We start from the raw sequence: 17,753 nt of genomic DNA, 5'->3' as shown, positions 1-17,753 counted from the left end.
AGATAATTTTATTTTATTTCATTCTTGTTTCTGAAGAACTTCCAATAAATTATAAAACCTATACTTCCCACAAGAATATATGGAACAGCCATGAGGTACATTATACCATCATTTACACCTTCGGCCGTAGATTGTCCTTCTTCACTTTCTAAGACTGCTCTACACATAGCACATTGCGCATTGCTACTTAGAAAAAAGAACATAAAAAACACCAAACAGATTAACTTTTGCTTCATATCTTAAACATAATAAGGTGATATCATCATGTATACAATTACTCCTGTAACAGCAACATACAGCCATAGAGGAAACGTGATTTTGGCGATTTTTTTATGACGTTCAATATTATTCGTTATGGCTCTAACATAAGTTATTAAAACAAAAGGAATGATTACAATAGATAATAAAATATGTGTCAATAAAATGAAATAATAAACATATTTAATAGTGCCTTCTCCTCCAAACTTTGTTGAATCACTTGTCATGTGATAGGCTACATACATAATCAAAAACACTACAGAACACCAAATAGCTGTTGTCATTAGATTTTCATGAAGCACTATGTTTTTATTTTTTATTGCAATAAAAGCAACAATAAGAACAATCGCTGTTAATCCATTTATAGCAGCATAAATAGGCGGTAAAAAAGTTAAAGGTTCAACTTCAATTCCAAAATCTTGCAATTTCACTCTTGAAAGCACAGCTACTACTATAGGAATTACTATCGCTAAAACTACAATCCACTTATTATATTTTTTTTCTTCAATAAGATTTTCGTTATTCATGATGCTTTAATCTTCTTTTAAAAGTTTTGCAATATCTTCTTTTAACATACTTATCTCTTCTGTTTCGCCATCTTCATCCTCTTTTTCCGTTTCGCTAATGATTCCTTTATAGAATATTTTAGGGTTACCAAAATCATCTTTTCTAGATCGAATAAATCCATTTTTATCAATTAAAGCAAAATTTCCTGAATGCTCAAAACCACCTTCAACGTTAGGGTTTTCGCCAGCATATATATTAAATCCAACATTCGCTAATTCGAAAATCTCATCTTTGTCACCAGTCATTAAATGCCAATTTGGATTTATAATTCCGTAGTTTTCAGCATATACTTTTAAAACCTCTTGCGTATCAAAATCAGGATTTATTGTAAATGAAGCTACTCCAAAATCTTCAAAATCTGAAAATGTGTTTTGAATTTGGACCAAATTCCTATTCATTCTTGGACAAATTGTTGGACATGTTGTAAAGAAAAACTCAACAACGTAAACCTGACCTTCAAAAGTGCTATTGGTTATGGTTTTACCATTTTGATTAACAAATGAAAAAGCAGGCACTTTTTTGGGTTGACCATTAATTTCTATAAACATTAAATCTGAAACAAAACCTTCAATATCTGTAGACACATTACTACTTCTACTTTCTGTTCTTGTAACATCATCTTCTGTAATTCTATCTACAATTTTAGGAATAAAAATAATTCCGAAAACTAGAATTATAAAAGCGATACCAATAAAAGAGTAGTTTGTTTTTTTTGTGCTCATAATAATTTATTTATCGTTAGCCTTTAAATCTTCTGCACGTCTTGAGGATGAATCAAATTCTCCTTTACGTTTTTGACGATACTCAGTAAATAAAATTCTAAGATCGTCACTCATTTTGTTTTTCACTTCAGCTACTTCTATACAATCGTATGAATACAAAGGATAGATGGGTTCGTTTCTTTCTTTCTCTTTATCTTCTCTATCATCAAGTCTACCTCGTTGAGCATTATCTTTGTCTACTATAAAAATATGATCAGTAAATAAATTTTCATCAAGCTTTTCTTCAGTTTTCAAGCTATTGAAGAGATTATTTATATCATTGGGTTCACCAAAAACATAATGCCAAAAGCGCATGTCATCATAATTATTTATCTCTTTTTGAAGTTGTTCAGCTTTAGTTTCTGTGCCTTTAGGAAGCACAATAACGATTTGAAACTTTTTAAACCCTTTAAATTTATCATAAACTAATTCTTTTAAGTTTGAAGCCGCAATAACATGATTAATTGGCTCATTACCTAAAAACCCAATAATTGTAATGTGGTTTTCTAATTGTATTTTTTCTTCAGACTTTGAAGAAAAAAACTGCAATTCAGTTACATTATTATCAATAATATCTAACGGATTATAATTGTGTGTCGATGGATATAAAAACAACAAAAACATGACAGGTAAAAAAAACAAAACACATAAAACTAGGATCGTTTTTAATGACATTTTCTTCATGATTTATAGTATTTAATTTGTTTTACAAAAATAAAAAAGACGGTTTAAATAAACCGTCTTTTTATATACTTTATGTGATTACAATATGTTAAAAGTCTCTTTTTACAAATCCGCTTGAATATACAGTTTCAATGTAACCTCCTTCTTGTAAAAGGATAAAAATAAGATAACATATTAAGAATATAGCTGTCCAAACCACCATTCGTCTAAGGGCTTTAACTTCATCTCTCATGTGCATGAAATCCCAAGTGATGTAATATGCTTTAACGATTGTTAATATGATAAAAATCCAATTAAGAATTTTCATTCCAACAACCTTAGACATTAAAGATTCTGGTTTATAAATACCTAACACTACTTCTACTGCTGTAATGATAGAAAGTAAGATTAAAACTCCCCAAATTTTTTGAGTGTTTGATTTAAACTTTATCAAACCTCTTAATATTTCTAATTTATGTGCGTCTGCCATTTTAAATACTATTATTCGAAATTAAACAAGATAGAAGAATGTGAATACGAATACCCAAACTAAATCTACAAAGTGCCAATATAATCCAACTTTTTCAACCATTTCATAGCTTCCTCTTCTTTCATAAGTTCCTAAAATCACATTGAAAAAGACAATGATGTTAATTACTACACCCGAGAATACGTGAAATCCGTGAAATCCTGTTATAAAGAAAAAGAAATCAGCAAATAATGATGTTCCATATTCATTGACATGCAAATTAGCACCTTCAACAACTAGTTTTCCATTATTTTTAATTTGACTTAATGACTCTTCTCTAGACAATACTGTTTTCTCACCTTCAGCATTTATAGTCTGTGTTCTAACTAAAACATTAGAATTCGCCTCTAGACCATTATACACTTCGTTAACAGTGTAAGCTGGCAAAGCACCTTCACTAACAAACCACAAACCACTTTTACGATCATGTTGAACTCTTTCTCCATGGGCATCTATTGCAATATCTCTTACGGCAACTCTATCTCCATTTACATCAACAAACTGAAGAATATTTCCACCTTTAGTTTGTACAGCACCATAATCACCTTTAATGAATGTTCCCCATTCCCAAGCTTGAGACCCAACGAATATTAAACCTCCAATAATAGTTAAGAACATATACCATATAACCTTGTTCTTTTTCATGTGATGTCCAGCATCTACTGCAAGTACCATAGTTACTGATGACATAATCAATACGAATGTCATGAAAGCAACATAAATCATTGGATAGTTTCCGTGGAAAAATGGAATGTGTGTAAACACTTCGTCTGCGATTGGCCAAGAGCCAATAAACTTAAATCTTGAAAATCCGTAAGCTGCTAAAAACCCTGAAAAAGTTAAGGCATCAGATACGATAAAGAACCACATCATCATTTTACCATAACTAGATTTTAGAGGTTGATTACCTCCACCCCAAGTTTTGCCTTCTGTTCCAGTATTTGCTACTGTAGTATCCATATAAAGCGTTTAGTTATTAAAAGTTGCACAAAAATAATCATTTTATCTATGTAAAAAAACATCATCTTCTAAAAAATGAAAACATAGACCAATACTAGACTAGATATAGGCTTTTAGCCTATCAAATTGACTGAAAAATTATACTAAATATGATAAAAACAAAAACAAGAATAGCCACAGTATATCTATAAAATGCCAAAAGGTAGCAGAAAGGTTCATGCCTAGCATTTCTGTTGCGTTATATTTTTGTTTAAAATGATTATAAATTACGACCAACAAAGAAATAAGACCTGCTGCAACATGCAAAATATGTACAAATGCAATGACATAAATGAAACTCATTGTGACATTACTAGTTGGTCCTGTAAAATTATAACCAGAAGCTACAATTTGACCAAAGCCATAAAACTGGCAGTAAATAAATGCAATTCCCAATGCAAAAGTCAGCAATAGCATCAAAGTAGCATTGTTTCTGTTGTTATTCTTAATTGCTCTTTTTGCTAATATAAAAGTCAAACTACTTATGACAATTAGCACACAACTTACCAAGAAAGCATTAGGCATTTCAAAATCATGCATCCAGTCTTCACGTTTTCTACTTACCAAAACGGCACTGGTTAATCCTGCAAAAGACATGATAAGTGATATAATTCCAAACCAAAGCATCATTCGTTTTGCTCTATCGTTTTTCTCCTGTATTGTACCTTCTGTTAAATCCATATTTATCTTATAAACTTATCAACTACATAAACTATTTGTAACAATGTGATGTATAAAACACTCGACAACATTAACTGTTTTGCCGCTTTAGCTGTTCGTTTTTTAAATAATTCAAATGCATAATACAACATAACCAAACCTAGTATAAAAACGATAGCCGCAGCTACAATAGACAATTTCAAATCTCCCGTAACTCCAAACACTGGAACAATAGATATCAAAATAGTCCAAATGGTATACATGATGGTTTGCACTGCAGTTCCTTTATCACGTTTCCCAGTTGGCAACATAAAAAAGCCTCCTTTTTTATAATCATCAAAAAGGAACCAACCAATAGCCCAAAAGTGAGGAAACTGCCAAAAAAACTGTAAAGCGAATAACGTACCTGGTTCAATACCAAAATCATTGCGTGCAGCAACCCATCCCAACATAAAAGGAATAGCGCCAGGAATTGCACCAACAAATACAGCTAAAGGTGTTTTTGTTTTTAATGGAGTATAAACGCAAGTATATAAAAAGATAGATATGGCTCCATACATAGCTGTACTAGGATTAATCACATATAATGTTGTAATTCCTGCAATTGTAAAAACAGTAGCAATAATAAATGCTGTTTTTACAGACATTCGTCCAGCTGGAACTGGTCGGTTTTTAGTGCGATCCATTAAAGCATCTAAATCTCTTTCAATGATTTGATTATATGCGTTAGAAGCACCAACCATAAAATAACCACCAAAAGCCAATAAAATCAAAGTGTATACATCTACTTCTACTGCGCCAAGTAAATATCCTGCAAGTGCTGAAAAAACGACACTGACAGACAGCCTTATCTTAGTGATTTCTTTGAAATCAGAAATCATTGATGCTTTTGGAGCTGAAGTTTTTACTGTACTCAATACAAGTGATTTTATTGCGTTTGCAAAGATACTCGGAAAAAAGGTTTTGAGCAATGCTAATTAAAAGTAATTCGATTTTTAATGAGGTTTTATAATTTCAGAGAAAAACAAAAGATTTTTTATGTTAGTTTAAAAAAGATAACATTTTTTAGAAATCATTATACCAATTAAATAAATCGGTTCTAACTCCAATATTAAACCAAGACGTATTTGTGTTTAATGCTGCTGCTGTATCAGCTTCAGGATTATAATCCCTAAAAGTCACATTAGCAAAGACTCTTAAATTACTAACAGGATTAATTATATATCCAGCCATCAAATCAGCTTGAAATACTTTAGTAGAATTTCCTTGACCAACCGTGATTCCTGTATCAGCAATACGATCGTCTTCAGTTCTATAAATATTAGAACCATAATTAGCGAAATTAGTACCATCATTAAAATCGAAACCTCGCTTACCAAAAATCAGTTTCGCATCAGCAAACCACCTTTTATAATTATATCTCCCAATTATTATTGCCTCACTAAAATTTGCTCCCCAAAGATGCGCCATTGGTTGATTATTATGAGCATAATTTAAAACAATCGAATTATGAGAATACGTATACGGCCTCACTTTATTATATTCAAATTGTAGCATTAAATTTTTCACTTTAAAAGCATCAAAATATTTAATTCCTAACTGGTATCCAAGCTTGTTTTTCCAACTTTTATTTCCTCCAGTAATATCATCTAGTGAAAACTCATCAACAATAAATTGTCCATAAAGATTGACTTTGTTATTCCACTTATATTTCGCTGATGCACCTAAAATTGCATTACCAGCTTCAGGACCTGTTGCAAATTCGATAGCTCTATAAAAAATGACAGGATTTAGATAATTCGCATCAAATCCTCTATCATTAGAATCTGTCCATATTACAGATTCAAATAATCCAACATTTAATCGTTTAGAAACATTCCAGCTTAAATAATGAGTTGCCATATATTTGGTTAGAAAGGCATCTTCTTCTGTAACCTCAGGTCTTACATCTCTTAGCCACATCCAAGTATTGGTATATTTAATTTTCCAAAATTTAGTGTTTAGTTTTAAAAATGGGTAAGGGCTTGCAACGTCACTTTGTAACAACGATCTGTAACCGTCACCAATAAAGTTCTTGCCATGACCAAATTGAATATTTATGAAATCTGAAGGCGTATAAGACACATAAGCTTCTGCTACTGGATAGTCGTAAGCATCATCTTTAAATCTTTTGGCAATACCTCTACCAGGTATTATTGCAGGATCTGAACCAGAAGCTTTTAAACTTTCAGCATATTGATTAAAATATTGAGCAAATCGACCTTGGCTTTCAAATACAGAAACTGTAAAATTAAACTTCTTACCTAAACCTCCTTGTATTAAAAGGCCTCTTGTATTATTAAACGTCGTATTAAAATCTGCTTCAGTATCTTTACCAAGTTGCAAATCAAATATTGGATTTAAAGTAAACCAATACTCTTTACTTTGGACAGCAACCAAATGCTCATCCCAAAGTTTTCTACTCCACCATCCATCAGTGCCTTTTATTAAAGATTCCTTTTCTGCTTCAAAATCGTAATATTTTGAAACATCACTATAAACAAAGGGTTTAGCAGCCGTATGACTGTTTGTTCCCAAGCCATTCATTTGCTGATCGAACTTACTATAATAATTATGAGTGAACGGAATATTAAGCTGACTTTTATACTCTAGCTTTTCATATTTCGTAGTATTGATATTAACACTATCAAACTCATTACTTACTAAATCATTTAAATCTACTATCTCCTTAACGCTTGGCAAAGGTTTTATTTCACTAGTTAAAATTTCGGGATCAACCAAAGGAATCTTTACACTTATAGAATATTGATAATACGTTGGTCTACCATTATATGTTCCTGGAGAGACCTTAGAAAGTGATTCAAAAACACGTTTGATTTCATCTTTAAGTTCGACATAAACCGCATCAATATGAAGGAGATTTACTTGACCTTCCTTATCAACTTCAAATAAAATTTTTATATCTCCTTTATAGGACTCATCATTAACAATTTGTGGCACTTTAAATGTGCTGTAAATATGCTGATTTATTCTGTTATTAAAACAAACTTTAAGAGCATCAATTGGTTGGCCTTCACATCCAGGAAAAATTGGTGGTTTTTCATAACTATCAATTGTTTGTGCATTTAAAAAACCAATAAAAAAAGTAAAAATAATAATGCAGCAATTTTTCATAAACAAGGGATGCGTTTTTCTAGCTCGAAAGATACTATTTTTTTCAAAAGAGATAACAAAACCTATAGCCAATTCGTATTCATAATAAAAAAAAGCCGTCATCAAAATGATAACGGCTTTTCACAGCAAAGATGCTAATGATTTATCTTACCTGAAATTTTATTGGTAAGTTATACAATACTGCTACAGGTTTATGACGTTGCTTCCCAGGAGTCATTTGAGGAATCTTATTTACGACACGATTAGCTTCATCTTCTAATTGCTGAAGAGGAGCTCTCGTTTTAATTTCGGTGATTAGACCATTCTTATCAATCTTAAATTGCACATCAATTTTTTGCATCCCAAATAAACCTAAATCGGCAGCTAAGCTAGTATTAAACTTTCTCTGAATTAATTTCCCTAACTTATTTGACATGCATTTAACACGCTCTCTATTGGTCGTTGCTTTTTCACATCCTGGATAAATTGGCACTACCTCAACATCTTTCATACTGAATGGAGGCTCGATAATTTCATCTGGTTTTTCAATATTACCAAGACTACCAACATCTATTGGTTTATTTAAAATTTCATTTTTTGATATAACAATTGGGTTTTCAATAATTACAACATTATCTTCAACAATTACTGGTGGCTTGTCAACAAGAGATAATGATTTCTGCTCTACTTGTTTTTCAATTTTAACATCTGTCTCAATCGTGTAAGGTTTGACCAGCACTTCTCCAGTATCTTCAATTTGGGCGATTTCTTGAATGGTAAACTCTTTCTTTTCAAATTTCATTTCAAACAAACCATAAGTGCCCAACAAACATAAAATAAGCCCTATTTGAAAATAGAGCATTGAGTTTTTTTGTAAATTTGCATCATGCTTTTGCGATTTTTGCATCTTAGCATTGCTCTGACCAGCAATACTGTGCGATTTTTTAAAATTTTTCATAATATTAAAATGTTAATGTTAATGTTATGATAAAATCGCAATAAGTATACCAAAGTAAAAATCCCATCTAATTAATTAGATGGGATTTTGAATATTAATATGTTTACACTTACTGTCTAGTCTTGTACTTGGAATAAAATTGGAAGTGAGTAAGGTACTGTTACGGCTTTTCCACGTTGTTTTCCTGGTTTCATTTTTGGAAGCAAACCTATTACTCGTTTTGCTTCTTTTTCTAAACCTGGATGCGGAGCTCTAGCTCTAATATTAGTAATATTACCGTTTTTATCAATTTTAAAAATAACGCTGATACGTTGCTTTCCTGAAAGCCCTAAGTCTCCAGCTAATTCAGTATTAAATTTTCTGTTTACAAATTTTGCAATCTTATCAGACATACATTGCTTTTTAGCATTGTTTCCTTTTTCCTTTTCACATCCTGGAAAAATTGGAACATTCTCAATGACTGCAAATGGCACTTCAATATCTTCTTCGACTTCTTCTACTTCTACTTCTTCCACCTCAACAATTTCTTCTTCTTGATCAGTTTCTGTAGATTCAATTACTGTTTCTTCTACCTCTTTTTCATCCTCTACAATTTCAATTTCTTCTGGAACAACTGGTGGTGGAGGTGGTGGTGGTGGTGGAATTATTTCCTGTTGAGTGATTGGAATTTCTTCTTCTAATTCATCATCAACATCTACCATTCCATAGTCTATATCAGATTTATCATATGACTTATAGTTTATTGTTAAATAGGTCAATGCCATCATTAACGTTAAACCGACTGCAAAATAGAGAGATGCATTTCTGCTCACATCAGATTTTGTATTTTTTTTAGGTTCCATATCACTTAAGGTATTAAGAATGCTAAATTAACCAAAAATATGTTAAAAAAGCAAGCTATTATTTATTTTAACTTTAGTTTCGTTTTAAATCTCAACAACAACATTATAAATACCACTCCTATTGTATTTGCAAGAACATCATAATAATCTGGTGTTCTAAAATCTGTTAATGTTGATTGTAAAACCTCAATAATAATGCCATAAACAAATGCAATACTTGCCGAAAGTAAAATAGCCTTTTTTACTTGGGTTGTTCTAATGTAATTAAAGAGCAAAAAAGTAAGAATTGCATAGGCCAATAAATGATAAATTTTATCATCAAATGTAAATCCCAATTTTGGAACTCCGCTAATATTACCTAAACTACCATAAGTGAGTGCTATTATATAAACGAGCACTATTGGCAACGACAAACGTTTAAGCACCTACAATAGCTTTATAATCGTCTGAAGAAAGCAAACCTTCAACTTGTGAAGCATCAGAGAATTTCATTTTTATCATCCATCCTTCTCCATATGGGTCGGAATTGACCTTTTCTGGTTCATCTTCCAGAGATTCATTAAATTCAACAATTTCGCCAGAAAGTGGTAAGAATAAATCTGAAACGGTTTTTACAGCTTCAACAGTACCAAAAATCTCTTCAGCATCAAGTGTTTCATCAACAGTTTCAACCTCAACATAAACGATATCACCTAATTCACTTTGAGCGAAATCAGTAATTCCTATCGTTGCAGTGTCACCTTCAATCTTAATCCATTCGTGGTCTTTTGTGTATTTTAAATCTGATGGTATATTCATCTTATTAGTTATAATTATTATGCTTACAAAAATAATTTTTTTGGATTAATTTCTATAATTAATTACCAAAATTATATCGCAGAGTAAATCCTGAACGTATTGTTGTTTGAGGAAAAGCTGTTGAAATCTCATACTCAGAGAATGTATAATCAAAATAGAAAATAGCAGTTAGGTTGTTAGTAAATGCATAATCAGCAGCAAACTTTAATCCCCAAATTGTTTGACCTTGAGTAATTTGATTGTTTTCAATATCTAAATATCTAATGATCGTTTTATTATTTCTTACTGAAATATCAGCTTTCAAATTTAAATCACTCTTAATGATTTGTTTAGGACCTGCTAATTTAGAACGTATTCTTAAATCTTTAATACGATAACCAAGCCCTAAGATATATTCATTTCCTTGAATTTCTGTAAGGAGATTATTATCAAAACTTAAAGACAAAATTCTATCCTTTTTCATTTCAGCCAATATCTTTATTGAATTTTTCATTTCAAAATCCAACCTAAATAGCGGACTAAATTGTTCTTCTAAATTGATATTACTAAATATGGTTGCATTTTTAAAATTACCAGCTTGATCTAGAACTTTGTCTTGATCTTGATTTTCATAAGTAACTCCTGGTTTTAAACTTCCAGGCTCTAAATCTAGGTTTGATCTGAATTGATTAATAGTATAACTAGATCTATAACCATGCGTGATTGAGAAACGCTTAAAATTCTTTTTAAACCATTTCATTTTCATGAAACCTGTATATTTCAATTGCCAATTAGGAATTGGAATATCTCTAAACGCTGATAAACCTATTTTATCAGCACTCTGACCTTTATAAGCCGCTAAAAACGCTGGCAATAATACGGCTTGGTTATTTTTACCAAAACCTAATGGAAAACCTTCGCCATCTCTAGCAAAGTTATCTGTTCCATAAAACTCTTTAGCCAAACGATTTGCAATTACTATTCTATTAGATCTAAAATCATCAAAAGGAGCAGATTGAGTTTCGTCGCTAGCACTAAATGCTGTTTTAATAAGAGCTGTTGAAATACTAAAGTTTCCAAATGAATTGGTTAGTAATCCATTGTAAGTATCACTAAAACCATCATCATTAAGATCTGTGGTATTAAAGTTTTGAGTTAAATTTTCTGAGTAAGTCCTGTTTCCAGTGATATCAATTTTTAAATCTTTTATCAACTCGACATTTGCAGATACATCAAGAATTTTAGTTGTAACCTCAGTATATTGCTGATTAAAATCTGGAAACACAGTTAGCCATCCATTTCGTGCTGCTCGATCTCTAATATCTGCTTGGCTACCAAAAGTAAATCCTAAAGACGGTTTTAATGTTCCTAGAAAGCCTGGAGTTGGCAAATAACCTGGTAAAAATGTACCATTATTTTCAGAGTAGTTAATTTGAATTCGTTTTACGCTAGTTAATAAATCGATAGCACCATTTAAAATTTTTGTTCCTGCACCAACCTTACTCTTAATTGGATTACCATTTGCATCAAGATTATTAGCATCTGATTTACTATCTTTTTTAATATCTTTTGCTTCAAGCCCTTTTGGAACTGCGTTATTTGACGCACGACCACCTCTAGCTGCTCTAACTGGTTTTTTTACAAGTCCTACATACTTGTAAAGTTTAGCCATATCTAAGGTAGAATTGATATTATGAGTATTCGCATTTTGAATGGAATTACCTAAGTTATAGGTATTAATAATATTTGGATCATCTTGATCTCTGATCTGTAAATTCTGATTTAAATCTGAACCTTTTTGCCATTGAAAATCTCCAGTATAAGAATATGTAGCTCTTAAAAAGCTTAATGTTGGAATTTTATACAATGGAATTTCATAATTAATTTGAAGTTGTTGATTTTGGATATTTGGGTCTCCAAAATCGAAGAAGCCATCCCAAACATCTAAGTCAGAATCCTGTCTTCCATTTAAAACATCATCAACAAAATAATTACGAACAATATTAGAGTTTGAGGCTGTGAAATTAAGGCTTAATGCCTTCGTAAGGTTATAATTAATAACATACTGAAGGTTGAAATTATAATTTCTTCTATACAGTTCTTCTAAACCAATATTATCACCTGTTAAATCGACTTCTCTAAATTTCTGTTTATTAAACTGTCTAATTATATCTGTATTTATTGAGAAACTAGTTGGAATTGGATTGAAATTAAAATCTTTAAGAATTTTCCAATATTTCCCTTTAAATAAAGAATCGTTCTTTTTGAAAGGTTCTATACTCTTTGGTTCAAAACTATAGTTATAATTAACTCCAGCTCTCACATTTTGGTCTAAAGAGTTTTCAATTTCAAAATCTCTATGTTCAGTTTTATTATATGAATAGTTTAAAGTTAAATTTTCAACATCATAAAAACGAGGCTTTTTATCAGTAGTTCTATTTTTTCTTACACCAATAAAATTAATACTCTGTCGCTTTGTATATTGCTCATTAACATTTAAGATTGAATCCTTATTGTTTGTATTTGCTAATTGAGTTTCTAGTTTAATGTCACGATAAAACTCATCATATTCTGGTGTAATTATTTCTTCACCAATACCATAATTGAATGGAATTTGCATTCCCCATTTTTTAGGCAAAAGCTGTCCTAAATTCATATTGGTTACGATATCAAATTGTTGAACATCTTCTCTACTACGCTCATTTGGTCGTTGTTCAACAGAACCAAATCCAATGGTACTTTTTCTTCCTGTAGCACTAATATCTGCGAAATCAGCAAAATTTGCATCCACAGCTGCCACAGCAGCCCAACCACCTTCGTTGTCTAAATCTGATAAACGAAGTTCATTAAACCATGCTTCAGCGCAAGCATTCATACCATTATTGTCAGGATTTTTAAGTCCAACCATTAACACTCTAACATCTCCAAAGTTTGGATTACCTTTAATAGCAACTCTTTGTTGTCCTATAGTATGCGTGTCAAATTCATCAACTTCGGTGAGTTGACCATCTTGAACATCATAAAATGTAGGATCTTCATTTGCTAAAGTTCCATTAGTAATCCCTAAGGATTTTATCTGTTCAAGAACACTAAGTTCAATATTGATTTCATTAACTTCAGGCCAGATATTTTCAGCTGTAGATGACCCAGAAGACACTTGCAAAGGCACTTCGATTTGATAATAGTTTTGAGTAAAATCATTACCCATACGAATAAAACCAACCATATCACCATCAACTAAATTGCCTGTTTCACCTTCTTGAGCATGTATAAACATTCGCAGTTTATTATACTGACGCATATCTATATTAATATTTTTAAATACACCTCTAGAATCTCTAGGTTCTAATTCGCAAACCTCAACTTGTAAGGATTGTTCATTCTGTCTGATAATATTGTTGTTATTATTAAGTTGTTCAAGCTCAACTCCTGGAGGCAACACATAATTCCCATCATTTTCCTGTAAGCCAACAACGCCTACATTAAGGTCTGTGTTATCACTGTCATTATTTGGCTCTTCATCTAGAGTAAGTGTATAACGTCTCCAATCACTTCTAACTAAATCTAATGTTGCAAAACGTAATACTCTTGGTTGTTGAAACCCGTTTACAAATAGTCTAGCAAAACGTATAGATCTAATATCAGTTATTCCACCAATAGCATCAGTTGGGTCAGAGATTGGAACTCTAAATTGGTACCAAGTCACATTGCGTTCATCACCATTTGGAAGTGTGACATTTCTATTTTTAATATCATTAATTTGAGGATTCGAAATATTCAATGACGATGGTGTAATATCTATTTCATATTGAAAATAGCTATCAATCGTATTCATTGTATTATCTCTATTAATATCTTCAACATCTGGCTGAGCCGTTGAACCTCTATTAGTATCAGAAAATTCGTCCGGAGAATTTCCTTCTAAACCGTTATATTTTTTGTAACGTTCAAAAATATCTCCACTAGTATTTAGATAATATCTGTAGTTATCATTTGCTGGATCTGGTCCAAAAGCAGCACCATTAGGAATGATCGTTGCTTCTTCATTGTCATCATAACCATCATAACCAACATCTTGATTATCTCGGTTTGCTCCTGTAGATGAAAATGTATAAATCAAAGATTGATTTCTTGGCACTACAGTAGTATAACTCGTTGGTATTAAATCGCTAATATTACCATTTTCGGGAAGTCCGTTTTCGAATTGCTTTTTACCATCTTTTAATACATCTTCAGAGATATTTCCAAGATTTATAAATAGTTTTCCTCCATGCGCAGCAGCAGGAACAGCGTCATCTAAGAAAGGATCTTGCACCCAAAAATCGATATATTCAACATTAGCTTGCTCAAAATCTGTAGACGTAATTTGTCTTGTAATACCTGCCCAACTATCATTGGCATCAATGACTCCAGTTGTAGCATCTGGATCAAAATTATAAGGACCTCTTTCTGTTGGATAGTAGGCTAAATCTAAAGAATTTATGATCGTTTGCTGGCCTTGAGCGACATTAATTTCAGGGAATACTTCGTCAATGAATATTCGTCTCGTATATAAATTCGACACATCATCATCTGTAATTTCACCAGGACGTTGACTACTATAAAAAATTGGATCAATAGTATACCAGTTTAGCATGGCTCTATCAAATCCGTTTTGTAAACCGTTTTCATCTTCACCAATAAAACCTGGATACGTTTTACCTAATAGTCTAGGTCTACTAGACAAAAACCAAGATTGAGGTGATAATAAATCGATAGCACCTTGAGTGCCTTCAAAATCATCAACATAAGCTGTAGCTTCATTATTAAAATCTGTCCCTTTTGGAGCACCTGGAGCTAAATATGCAAATTCACCTCTAACAGATAAATTAGAAGGCACATCTGTATCTACATTTGGAAGTTTATTTACTAAACGTGTAAAAAATGGAATCTCAGTTGAGTAATTACCATTAAAACCAAAAATGGTGTTGTTAATTGGTTCTGTATTATAATTTGCTTTTTGAGTGATTGGTCTTTCGCTAAGATTTAAAATAGTAGCTCCTAAAACAAAATTCTCATTAAACTGGTGTTCAACATTTACACCTGTAAATCGTTTTGTTTGTTGACCAAAAACTGCATTATTTTCTACGGAAACGTTTATTGGAATATTAGAAGCTTTTAAAGCCTCATCTAGAATTTGAACACGTCCAATTTGATAATTTACAGTATAATCTACACCTTCAACTAAAGTACGACCACCAGCAGTAACAACAACAGAACCTCTTGGAACATTAAATGCTCCTAAAGGAATACCATCACCACCAGAAGATTTATAACGTCCTTTAATTTGAAACTTATTCTTTTCTGCTTCATCTAAAGCTGCTGTTTTAGTTTCTTTATACAGGATATCATAAACATATTTTTCTTGATTTAAGTTTGTATATGTTTCTTCCTCATAATCTGCAGCATTATCATTTGGATTACCATCATCATCTAGTACATCAAAAAGGTAACGTCCAAAAGGTTCAACTTTAGTAAATATAATTTTTCCATTTTGTGATAATACCGTCATTCCTTCTACATAATCAAAGAAACCATCACCTCCAGCTTGTGGATCGTTATTGAAATTTAATCGGTCTAAATGAAATAATCGAATTAATGGTGTATCTACAATCTCACCATCATCAGTGGTATCAAAAGGAGAGTTATTATCAAAAGTTGGGAATGGTATTGTTGTTCCATCGGATAAAACCACTGGAGAAATATAATTTAATGGCGAAGCTTCTGTATAAAAAATGTTAAGTTTAAAATCATCTTTTTCTAATTGAAATGCTCCTGTGTCATAAATATTTTTCATCATCAAGTCCCAAATAGGCTGATCGACACTTGTTACAGGGCTCTTAAGCATCTTAACAATTAAACTTTGAGTAGAGCCTTCAAGAACAATGGAGTTGTCATTAATTCCATCACCATCGAAATCTGTACCATTGTCAAGAGTTCCATCGCCATTTACATCGGCATCAGTTGCATCATTAATTCCATCTCCATCTGTATCAGTGCCATTGTCAGGAGAACCATCTCCATTTACATCTACATCTGCATCATTAGGAATGCCATCTTGATCATCATCATTATTTGTTGCCGTAGAATTAACACCATCATTTGCAAATTCACCAACTTGATACACTTCTCCACCAATAGTATATTGGAAAGCCACTGCTAAAATTTCATCATTTAAAAGTCTTTGGTTAAGTGAAATATAACCTAGTTGCTGTTGTAATTGATAGTCGGAACCTTCTTGTAATTTTCTAGCATTTTCTAATTTACCAAAATCGAATCCTTCATTGGCTGGCACCTGAATACCTTGTTCGACAGTTGTAATATCTCTAACTAAAGGAGACAGTAAAGAACCTGGTCCTGCTATATTTGTTGGATCGAAGTCGTTATTACCATTATCTGGTGGCTGATTAGCACCTACATTAACAAATCCTGGTGGTGGACTATTTAAACCTATTACTTCTGACTCTCCTAAATCTTGGAATGCTGCTAAATTTCTAACGTTATCTGTTTGATTACTTCTATTTGTCACCCAAACTTCAACACGTGTAATTTGGATATTATTATTAATGTATGGATACCGAAGCATCGCTTCATCATAATTATTTCTAAAGTGTTGTGCCAAAAAGAAGTGTCTATTTTCATCATAATCCCTTGCGAAAAACTCAAATTCTTCTAATGTTCCTCCACCTTGAGCAGTAACAGATTGTGATTGAGATCGTTGTTCAGAAAAGATAGCGGTCACTCTTGTTTTTCCAAATTGCAATTCAGTTTTTACACCGAAAAGACTTTGGGCTCCAGTAATTAATGAACTATTAAGAGGCATGGCAACGTTACCTACTTCAATTTTTCTTACAATATCGTCTTCGGTTGGTGTGTATTCTAACTTAATTAAGTTTTGAAAATCAAAAGTAGATTCTGTATCATAATTAGCGGTTACCTGTAATCTTGTTCCCACTTTACCGAGTAAACTTAAACTGATACGTTGATCAAAATCAAATGTAAAATTACTTCTGTTTCTAGGAGAAAATGTTGGATTATCTTGTTTGGTATACAAAATACCTAAATCCATTTCAACAGAACCTTGAGGAATCACTTCTATAGTATTACCACCAAAAACAGTTTCGAAAAACCCTGAATTGATATAAAACTCTGGCAACAGATTTTTTTGCTCTTCTTCAGCACCTTCTTTTTTACCCTCTTTCGCATCAATTTTTTGTTTATAGTACAATTGTTGTTGCTCTTGTAAAACTAATTTTTGAAACTCTGCTGGTGTTAATATTATTGGATAATTAATATTAAATTTGCCAACTGATTCTGTATAAATGTAACGATCTGTAACAGGATCATAAGTATATTTTGAAACAATACTTTGAGGATTAGGCATATTCATACTACCTAATGAAAAGCCTGTTTTAGCTGTAGCTGTAGTATCTTGTCCTGTTGGTATTTGCTGTGAAAAAGCAGAAGTACTAACTAGCACCAAAATTAGAATCAAGATAAAACGTTGTAAAGATTTAAGCAAGGTATCGTTAGTTATTTTAATCAAA

General features: G+C 31.9%; 14 protein-coding genes. All 14 read right to left on the bottom strand.

Annotated elements, in window-relative coordinates; translation table 11 throughout:
• Positions 1–8: 8 nt before the first annotated feature.
• Positions 9–236, bottom strand: coding sequence for a hypothetical protein (locus MUN68_RS00855; protein WP_249996479.1), 228 nt, complete (start codon positions 234–236; stop codon positions 9–11).
• 3 nt (positions 237–239) lie between these two features.
• Positions 240–785: a DUF420 domain-containing protein gene (locus MUN68_RS00850; protein ID WP_249996477.1), complete on the bottom strand. Its 546-nt coding sequence runs from the start codon at positions 783–785 to the stop codon at positions 240–242.
• 6 nt (positions 786–791) lie between these two features.
• Positions 792–1,547: an SCO family protein gene (locus MUN68_RS00845; protein WP_249996476.1), complete on the bottom strand. Its 756-nt coding sequence runs from the start codon at positions 1,545–1,547 to the stop codon at positions 792–794.
• Positions 1,548–1,553: 6 nt separating this feature from the next.
• Positions 1,554–2,270: a hypothetical protein gene (locus MUN68_RS00840; protein WP_249996475.1), complete on the bottom strand. Its 717-nt coding sequence runs from the start codon at positions 2,268–2,270 to the stop codon at positions 1,554–1,556.
• An 88-nt stretch (positions 2,271–2,358) separates the two neighbouring features.
• The gene (locus tag MUN68_RS00835; protein ID WP_249996474.1) at positions 2,359–2,739 is read right to left on the bottom strand and encodes a cytochrome C oxidase subunit IV family protein; all 381 of its coding nucleotides are present in this window, start codon (positions 2,737–2,739) and stop codon (positions 2,359–2,361) included.
• Between the two features lie 21 nt (positions 2,740–2,760).
• Complete coding sequence (locus tag MUN68_RS00830) at positions 2,761–3,738, bottom strand: cytochrome c oxidase subunit 3 (RefSeq protein WP_249996473.1); 978 nt, start codon at positions 3,736–3,738, stop codon at positions 2,761–2,763.
• A 138-nt stretch (positions 3,739–3,876) separates the two neighbouring features.
• On the bottom strand, positions 3,877–4,458 hold the full coding sequence (locus MUN68_RS00825; RefSeq protein WP_249996472.1) for a cytochrome c oxidase subunit 3: 582 nt from the start codon (positions 4,456–4,458) through the stop codon (positions 3,877–3,879).
• Positions 4,459–4,460: 2 nt separating this feature from the next.
• Positions 4,461–5,318, bottom strand: a complete 858-nt coding sequence (gene cyoE / locus MUN68_RS00820; protein ID WP_249996499.1) for a heme o synthase — start codon at positions 5,316–5,318, stop codon at positions 4,461–4,463.
• Between the two features lie 184 nt (positions 5,319–5,502).
• Complete coding sequence (locus MUN68_RS00815) at positions 5,503–7,611, bottom strand: gliding motility protein RemB (protein ID WP_249996471.1); 2,109 nt, start codon at positions 7,609–7,611, stop codon at positions 5,503–5,505.
• A gap of 142 nt (positions 7,612–7,753) precedes the next feature.
• Entirely contained in the window at positions 7,754–8,548 is a 795-nt protein-coding gene (locus MUN68_RS00810) for an energy transducer TonB (protein WP_249996469.1), read from the bottom strand.
• A 116-nt stretch (positions 8,549–8,664) separates the two neighbouring features.
• Positions 8,665–9,390 carry an energy transducer TonB gene (locus MUN68_RS00805; RefSeq protein WP_249996468.1) on the bottom strand — a complete coding sequence of 242 codons (726 nt, stop codon included), beginning with the start codon at positions 9,388–9,390 and terminating at the stop codon, positions 8,665–8,667.
• Positions 9,391–9,452: 62 nt separating this feature from the next.
• Complete coding sequence (locus MUN68_RS00800; RefSeq protein WP_249996498.1) at positions 9,453–9,788, bottom strand: VanZ family protein; 336 nt, start codon at positions 9,786–9,788, stop codon at positions 9,453–9,455.
• A 19-nt stretch (positions 9,789–9,807) separates the two neighbouring features.
• Positions 9,808–10,188 (bottom strand): glycine cleavage system protein GcvH, encoded by a 381-nt coding sequence (gcvH, locus tag MUN68_RS00795; protein ID WP_249996467.1) that lies wholly within the window; start codon positions 10,186–10,188, stop codon positions 9,808–9,810.
• A gap of 58 nt (positions 10,189–10,246) precedes the next feature.
• The gene (gene sov, locus MUN68_RS00790; RefSeq protein WP_249996497.1) at positions 10,247–17,749 is read right to left on the bottom strand and encodes a T9SS outer membrane translocon Sov/SprA; all 7,503 of its coding nucleotides are present in this window, start codon (positions 17,747–17,749) and stop codon (positions 10,247–10,249) included.
• Between the last annotated feature and the right edge of the window lie 4 nt (positions 17,750–17,753).

This window comes from Psychroserpens ponticola (assembly GCF_023556315.2).
GTDB lineage: Bacteria > Bacteroidota > Bacteroidia > Flavobacteriales > Flavobacteriaceae > Psychroserpens > Psychroserpens ponticola.
Note: the sequence above shows the minus strand (reverse complement) of the source record. Positions and strands in the feature narration are given on the sequence as shown.

Excerpts from the sequence above, each read along its gene's own strand:
- cyoE (WP_249996499.1), bottom strand. The coding sequence starts at position 5,318 with ATGATTTCTGATTTCAAAGAAATCACTAAGATAAGGCTGTCTGTCAGT.
- MUN68_RS00830 (WP_249996473.1), bottom strand. The coding sequence starts at position 3,738 with ATGGATACTACAGTAGCAAATACTGGAACAGAAGGCAAAACTTGGGGT.
- MUN68_RS00825 (WP_249996472.1), bottom strand. The coding sequence starts at position 4,458 with ATGGATTTAACAGAAGGTACAATACAGGAGAAAAACGATAGAGCAAAA.
- MUN68_RS00840 (WP_249996475.1), bottom strand. The coding sequence starts at position 2,270 with ATGAAGAAAATGTCATTAAAAACGATCCTAGTTTTATGTGTTTTGTTT.
- MUN68_RS00855 (WP_249996479.1), bottom strand. The coding sequence starts at position 236 with ATGAAGCAAAAGTTAATCTGTTTGGTGTTTTTTATGTTCTTTTTTCTA.
- MUN68_RS00810 (WP_249996469.1), bottom strand. The coding sequence starts at position 8,548 with ATGAAAAATTTTAAAAAATCGCACAGTATTGCTGGTCAGAGCAATGCT.
- MUN68_RS00850 (WP_249996477.1), bottom strand. The coding sequence starts at position 785 with ATGAATAACGAAAATCTTATTGAAGAAAAAAAATATAATAAGTGGATT.
- gcvH (WP_249996467.1), bottom strand. The coding sequence starts at position 10,188 with ATGAATATACCATCAGATTTAAAATACACAAAAGACCACGAATGGATT.
- MUN68_RS00805 (WP_249996468.1), bottom strand. The coding sequence starts at position 9,390 with ATGGAACCTAAAAAAAATACAAAATCTGATGTGAGCAGAAATGCATCT.
- MUN68_RS00845 (WP_249996476.1), bottom strand. The coding sequence starts at position 1,547 with ATGAGCACAAAAAAAACAAACTACTCTTTTATTGGTATCGCTTTTATA.
- MUN68_RS00815 (WP_249996471.1), bottom strand. The coding sequence starts at position 7,611 with ATGAAAAATTGCTGCATTATTATTTTTACTTTTTTTATTGGTTTTTTA.
- MUN68_RS00835 (WP_249996474.1), bottom strand. The coding sequence starts at position 2,739 with ATGGCAGACGCACATAAATTAGAAATATTAAGAGGTTTGATAAAGTTT.